The sequence below is a fragment of the Streptococcus sp. CL8.13 genome (genome assembly GCF_049737895.1).
In genome coordinates, this window is record NZ_JBKOTT010000046.1 from 1 (window position 1) to 6660 (window position 6660).

At 41.4% G+C, this 6660-nt stretch carries 9 protein-coding genes and 1 riboswitch; all 9 genes read left to right on the plus strand.

What is annotated here, in order from left to right; genetic code table 11:
- Positions 1-131 precede the first annotated feature (131 nt).
- A complete protein-coding gene (locus tag ACLNCN_RS02525; protein WP_424844551.1) occupies positions 132-962 on the plus strand; it encodes an energy-coupling factor transporter transmembrane component T family protein in 831 nt (276 codons plus the stop codon).
- 192 nt (positions 963-1154) lie between these two features.
- Positions 1155-1658 (plus strand): tRNA (cytidine(34)-2'-O)-methyltransferase, encoded by a 504-nt coding sequence (locus ACLNCN_RS02530; protein WP_000181389.1) that lies wholly within the window; start codon positions 1155-1157, stop codon positions 1656-1658.
- Positions 1659-1711: 53 nt separating this feature from the next.
- Positions 1712-1946, plus strand: a riboswitch (FMN riboswitch).
- Positions 1947-2109: 163 nt separating this feature from the next.
- Positions 2110-2673, plus strand: a complete 564-nt coding sequence (locus ACLNCN_RS02535; RefSeq protein WP_000185823.1) for an ECF transporter S component — start codon at positions 2110-2112, stop codon at positions 2671-2673.
- A complete protein-coding gene (locus ACLNCN_RS02540; protein ID WP_084923252.1) occupies positions 2663-3313 on the plus strand; it encodes a phosphatase PAP2 family protein in 651 nt (216 codons plus the stop codon). Before ACLNCN_RS02535 ends, ACLNCN_RS02540 begins: the two co-directional genes overlap by 11 nt.
- Positions 3314-3340: 27 nt before the next feature.
- The gene (locus tag ACLNCN_RS02545) at positions 3341-3760 is read left to right on the plus strand and encodes a chromosome partitioning protein ParB (protein WP_261012167.1); all 420 of its coding nucleotides are present in this window, start codon (positions 3341-3343) and stop codon (positions 3758-3760) included.
- Positions 3761-3764: 4 nt separating this feature from the next.
- Complete coding sequence (locus ACLNCN_RS02550; RefSeq protein WP_424844554.1) at positions 3765-4214, plus strand: GNAT family N-acetyltransferase; 450 nt, start codon at positions 3765-3767, stop codon at positions 4212-4214.
- A gap of 270 nt (positions 4215-4484) precedes the next feature.
- Entirely contained in the window at positions 4485-5531 is a 1047-nt protein-coding gene (gene pheS / locus ACLNCN_RS02555) for a phenylalanine--tRNA ligase subunit alpha (RefSeq protein WP_049547092.1), read from the plus strand.
- Positions 5531-6040: a GNAT family N-acetyltransferase gene (locus ACLNCN_RS02560; RefSeq protein ID WP_424844552.1), complete on the plus strand. Its 510-nt coding sequence runs from the start codon at positions 5531-5533 to the stop codon at positions 6038-6040. Before pheS ends, ACLNCN_RS02560 begins: the two co-directional genes overlap by 1 nt.
- A 76-nt stretch (positions 6041-6116) precedes the next feature.
- On the plus strand, positions 6117-6660 hold a 544-nt coding region (gene ytpR, locus ACLNCN_RS02565; protein WP_424844553.1), incomplete at its 3' end, for a YtpR family tRNA-binding protein.

A 6660-nucleotide genomic window follows, 5' to 3' on the forward strand; every position in this document is an offset into this window, starting at 1 on the left:
GCTAGTCTTTTGAGTAATCCTGAGTTGTTAGTAAAAGCCAACCTAAAAGAAACTTCAATCTTTAACTTGGCCAAGAAACTCGACGTGGATCCACTTGCTTTAACGGCATTTTACAAAGAAAGGAGAGAAGGATGCAAGCTAAATTAATCGGTTACCAGCATAGAGATACTGTGATTCATCGCTTGTCAGGAGCTGGGAAACTCCTCTTTTTCATTCTCGTGTCATTGGCGGCCATGATTAGCTATGATACCAGATTGCTTGTTCTGATTGCTATTTTTTCGGTCTTTCTTCTCTATTTGTCAGAAATTCGTTTTAAAGATGTTTCCTTTGTGGCCGTTTTTGCGACGGTATTTGCCATTTTAAACGTTTTGATGGTCTATCTCTTTTCTCCCGAGTATGGGGTTGGACTTTACGGAGAGAGAAGTGTGATTTGGCAGGGAATCGGTGACTACACTCTGACTAGTCAAGAGCTTTTTTATCTGCTAAATCTGGCTATTAAGTACCTTTGCACCATTCCTCTAGCTATTATCTTTTTGATGACAACCCACCCTAGTCAGTTTGCTTCCAGTTTAAATCAAATTGGTGTGTCCTATAAGATTGCCTATTCTGTCAGTCTAACCTTGCGCTATATTCCAGATTTGCAGGAAGAATTCTTTACTATCAAGATGTCTCAGGAAGCGCGTGGGATGGAATTATCCAAGAAAGCTTCTCTTATGCAACGAATCAAAGGCAATCTGCGCATTATCACTCCCTTGATTTTTAGCTCGTTAGAACGGATTGATACCATCGCGACCGCCATGGAGCTTCGACGCTTTGGGAAAGAGAAAAAACGCACTTGGTATAGTTATCAGGCCTTGAAAAAAGGAGACTATATTACCTTGCTCTTGGCAGCCTTGTTTTTAGTAGCTAGTTTACTACTTATCTTGCAGAATCAGGGACGATTTTACAACCCTTGGAAATAGCTTGAAAAAATTGAAAAAATCAAGTCGTTTCTATTGACAATGATTCTGAAAGTGTTATACTAAGAAAGTAGTTTCGCTGATTTACTTCAAACCTGTTGTGAGGTAAGTTAACGATGCCTTAACCACGCTGTTTGCTGAGCTTGACTCCGGGCAGTGTGGCTATTTTTTTGCAATGGTGAAAGGAAGCAAGTCATGACAAATCACATTGTATTATTTGAACCACAAATTCCACAAAATACAGGCAATATTGCGCGTACTTGCGCTGCGACTAATTCTCCCCTCCACATCATCAAGCCAATGGGCTTTCCTATTGACGACCGCAAGATGAAGCGAGCTGGATTGGATTATTGGGATAAACTAGAGATTTATTTTTACGAGAGTTTGGAGGATTTCATGTCTCAGATGAAGGGCAAACTCTATCTGATTTCGAAATTCGCTGAGAAAGTCTATTCTGAGGTGGATTTATCGACTAACGAAGACCATTATTTTCTTTTTGGACGTGAAGACAAGGGTTTACCTGAGGACTTTATGCGCGAACATCCTGAGAAGGCTCTCCGTATTCCTATGAATGATGAACACGTCCGCAGTCTCAATGTCTCTAATACCGTCTGTATGATTGTCTACGAAGCCCTTCGACAGCAGAACTTTGCAGGTCTTGAGCTTGTTCATACCTATGAAGTGGATAAATTGAAATAAAAAATGAAAATGAACAAAATGCTTGCGCTTGCAAGCGTTTTTTGTTATGATAAAAGAGTCTTCAGGGCAGGGTGTGATTCCCGACCGGCGGTGACTTTAACTAGGAAATGATCTTTTCCTTTTATACTTTGTTGACAAGCTTTGCCTAACCAGAAGTTATGCCTACAGCTTGTCGCCTAGTCTAAAAGAAAAATCTCTATTTCCTTCTCTTTAAAGAAGTCCGCGAGCGCAAGCTGATGTGGTGAGATTCCACAACCGACAGTATAGTCTGGATGGGAGAAGACGAAAGAATAGCTTTGTCTGTTCTGATAGATTTATAGCTAAACTGTAACCGCTTGCTTGAATTTTCTTAATAGAGTGAGAGGGAACTTTTGGGATATAAAAAGTGAGAATAGATAGAGGAATCCTTTCTAACTTCTTCTGATTTTATAGAAAATTGGAGGAACCTGTTATGACAAACACACGTCGACTTTCGACCATTGCGATTTTATCAGCCATCTCATTTGTGCTGATGTACTTTGACTTTCCGCTTTTGCCAGCGGCGTCCTTCCTCAAGATCGAATTTAGTATCTTGCCAGTCCTTGTGGGTCTGGTGGTCATGGATTTGCCTGCTGCTCTAGGAATTCTCTTGCTTCGCTCACTCTTGAAATTGCTTCTTAATAGTCAAGGAGTGAATACTTACATTGGTTTGCCGATGAATATCGTAGCTTTGGGAGTTTTTGTCATCGTATTTGCTTTGATTTGGAAAAAGGAACGGACAACTCTTCGTTTCCTACTAGGCTCTCTAGCTGGGACTATTGGTTTAACCGTGGCTATGTTGGTTCTCAACTATGTTTACGCTGTTCCTTTGTACGCTAAGTTTGCTAACTTTGATATTGGAAAAATTTTGGGACTTTCCAACTACCTAATGACCATGGTATTACCTTTTAACTTGATTGAGGGTGTAATCTTTTCCGTTTCATTCTGGTTGTTGTACGTCCTTTTGAAACCAACCTTAAAACATTATGAGAGATAAACAAACATTTTTAATGAAGGGCAGTTTTGCCCTTTTACTTTTCGTTATTCTTGGCTACATGGTCAAATTTTACCCTGAAACGCTGGTCGGTTTTGACCAACCGATACAGACTGCCGTTCGAGGAGACTTACCAGATTATTTGACTATTCTTTTCCGCGCCATCACACGCTTGATTGATATTCCAGTGATTATCACTTGGGTTGTCATTACAGCTTTTGTCTTTTATCGTAATCGGTGGAAGATAGAAAGTTTCTTCATGCTGGGAAATCTGGCTTTGGCAGGACTTTTAATCGTGACCTTTAAAAATATCTACCAGCGCCCGCGACCAGCTATTTTACACTTGGTTGAGGAGAAGGGATTTTCTTTCCCAAGTGGCCATTCTCTGGCTGTGACGCTGATGGTAGGGACTTTGATTGTTATTCTTAGTCAGCGGATTAAAGATTCGGTCTGGAGAAAAATCGTACAAATCGTCCTTGGCCTCTACCTAGTCAGTGTGTTGGTATCAAGGGTCTATCTGGGAGTTCATTATCCATCAGACGTTCTTGCCAGTCTCTGTGTGGGCTTGGGAGTCTTGTTTATCGAGTTTCCCTTCTATGACAAGCTACGCTTCCAATGGCGATTTAAAGGCAAGCAGAAGTGAGTATCAAATTCCCTTGAGGAGAAAGAAATGAAAGTCAATATAGCAGATCTTCATCCGACTCAACTATACTTATCAGAAAAGAAGTTGCAAGATATTCAGATGCTTTACCAGTCGGCAGAAAGAATCCAAGTCGATCCAATCAGTATTCTTGCCTTTGGAGATTGCTTGTTGATTACAGATGGGCATCACAGGGCTTATCAGGCTTTATTGGCAGGTCGGGATACGATTTCTGCTGAGTTTGATAGAGATGGTGGTGATGAACTATATCATCTCTATGCGCAAGCCTGCGAAGAAAGAAAAATTTACTCTGTTCTGGATTTAAAAAATCATATCTTAGCTCAAGATGAGTATGAAGCAAAATGGTATAACTGGTGTGATGGTTTTAATCAAGCAGCAACTCTTTTGTTGAAAAGGAAAGCAGATGAAACGGATTTTACAAATAGATAATGCACTGCGTCTTGTTCCTTATTATAAGGTCAATCATTGTGAAGAAGCTTTTGCTTGGTATCAGGATGTGAACTTGGTTCACCTCGTAGATGGTGTGAAGAGACCGTACAGTCCAGCGACCTTGGAAGCTATGTATTCCTATTTGGATCAGCATGGTGAGCTTTTTTGGATTGAAGTTAAGGAGAAGGGGGAATGGTTTCCAATTGGGGATGTTACACTATCTCAGGATAATCTCCCCATTGTGATTGGGAATTCCGCTTACCAACATCGAGGACTTGGGAAAAAGATTCTAAGTGCTTTGATTGAATTGGCTCGAGTAAAAGGATGGAAAGAATTGAGAGTCAAGGAAATCTACACCTACAATCATGCTTCTAGGAGGTGTTTCAAGTCGCTTGGATTTGTGGAAAATGGAGCAACAGAAAAAGGAATGAGTTTTATATTGAAATTAATCTAATCTAACTTGTTTTTTAACTCAAAATCTGATAAACTATGTAGTAATTGAATAGAAATCTGCAAGACTAGTAACTCAAGGGAAGTATATCAGGGAGGAGAGCCGTGACTGCAAGCTCTTTATATGAAAGCTGGGTGAATTCACTTGCGCATGGATTTAGAAATGAAGGTCTGACTTGTCAGATGAAAACGGATGGTACCGCGTGTCAACGCTCCGAGTGGAGTTTTTGGCATGTGGTTTTCTTTTTATCTACGAGCGACTGATGGAGGAAATATGTCAACTATTGAAGAACAATTAAAAGCGCTTCGCGAAGAAATGCTGGCTAGCTTGAAGCAGATTACTGCTGAAAATGAAAAAGAGATGCAAGATTTGCGTGTCTCTGTCCTTGGTAAAAAGGGTTCGCTCACTGAAATCCTCAAAGGGATGAAAGATGTTTCTGCTGAGATGCGTCCAATCATTGGGAAACACGTCAATGAAGCTCGTGATGTCTTGACAGCTGCCTTTGAAGAAACAGCTAAGCTCTTGGAAGAAAAGAAAGTCGCGGCTCAACTGGCTAGCGAGAGTATCGATGTGACGCTTCCAGGTCGTCCAGTTGCGACTGGTCACCGTCATGTCCTCACACAAACCAGTGAGGAAATCGAAGATATTTTCATTGGGATGGGTTACCAAGTCGTGGATGGTTTTGAAGTGGAGCAAGACTACTATAACTTTGAGCGTATGAACCTTCCAAAAGACCACCCAGCTCGTGATATGCAGGACACTTTCTATATCACAGAAGAGATCTTACTCCGTACTCACACGTCTCCAGTTCAAGCGCGTGCAATGGATGCTCATGATTTCTCTAAAGGCCCTTTGAAAATGATCTCACCAGGGCGTGTGTTCCGTCGTGACACAGACGATGCGACCCACAGTCACCAGTTCCACCAAATTGAAGGCTTGGTTGTTGGGAAAAATATCTCTATGGCTGATCTTCAAGGAACCCTTCAGTTGATTGTGCAAAAAATGTTCGGTGAAGAGCGTCAGATCCGTCTGCGCCCATCTTACTTCCCATTCACAGAGCCATCTGTTGAGGTGGATGTTTCTTGCTTCAAGTGTGGTGGAGAAGGCTGTAACGTATGTAAGAAAACAGGTTGGATCGAAATTATGGGGGCCGGTATGGTTCACCCACGTGTCCTTGAAATGAGTGGTATCGATGCGACTGTTTACTCTGGATTTGCCTTTGGTCTTGGACAAGAGCGTGTAGCTATGCTCCGTTATGGAATCAACGATATCCGTGGATTCTACCAAGGCGATGTCCGCTTCTCAGAACAGTTTAAATAATGATTAGAAAAGTAGAAAAGGCAGATGTTGAGGTGTTGGCTAAAATTGCCAAACAAACCTTTCGTGAAACATTTGCTCATGATAATACGGAAGAGCAGTTACAGGAATACTTTGAAGAGGCTTATAGTCTGAAAACTTTATCAACTGAGTTGGAAAATCCTGACTCCGAAACCTATTTTATTATGCACGAAGAGGAGATAGCTGGTTTTCTCAAAGTCAACTGGGGAAGTGCTCAGATTGAGAGAGAATTAGAGGATGCTTTTGAAATTCAACGCCTCTATGTGCTACAAAAATTCCAAGGATTTGGACTAGGTAAGCAATTGTTTGGATTCGCTCTTGAACTTGCTACAAAAAATAGTTTTTCTTGGGCTTGGTTAGGTGTTTGGGAGCATAATACAAAAGCTCAAGCGTTTTATAATCGATATGGTTTTGAAAAATTTAGCCAACATCATTTTATGGTTGGTCAAAAAGTAGATACGGATTGGTTACTGAGAAAGAAATTAAGGTAAGAAGATGATTCTTCTATTGAAATGATAGGAAAGGAAAAGAACTAGAGTGGCAACTGTCATTCTGGAGAACTAAATTATGCTTGTATCTTATAAATGGTTAAAAGAATTGGTGGACATTGATGTGCCATCACAAGAGTTGGCTGAAAAAATGTCAACTACAGGGATCGAGGTAGAAGGTGTCGAATCACCTGCTGCTGGTCTCTCAAAAATTGTCGTCGGTGAGGTCTTGTCTTGCGAAGATGTGCCAGAAACTCACCTCCATGTTTGTCAGGTTAACGTTGGAGAAGAAGAAGACCGTCAAATCGTCTGTGGTGCACCGAATGTGCGTGCAGGCATCAAGGTCATGGTGGCACTTCCGGGAGCTCGCATCGCTGACAATTACAAGATCAAAAAAGGGAAAATCCGCGGTCTTGAGTCACTTGGGATGATCTGTTCACTTGGTGAATTGGGAATTTCTGACTCAGTTGTACCTAAGGAATTCGCAGATGGTATCCAAATCTTGCCAGAAGATGCTGTTCCTGGGGATGAAGTCTTCTCATACCTAGACTTGGATGATGAAATCATCGAACTTTCTATCACACCAAACCGTGCAGATGCCCTTTCTATGCGTGGAGTAGCTC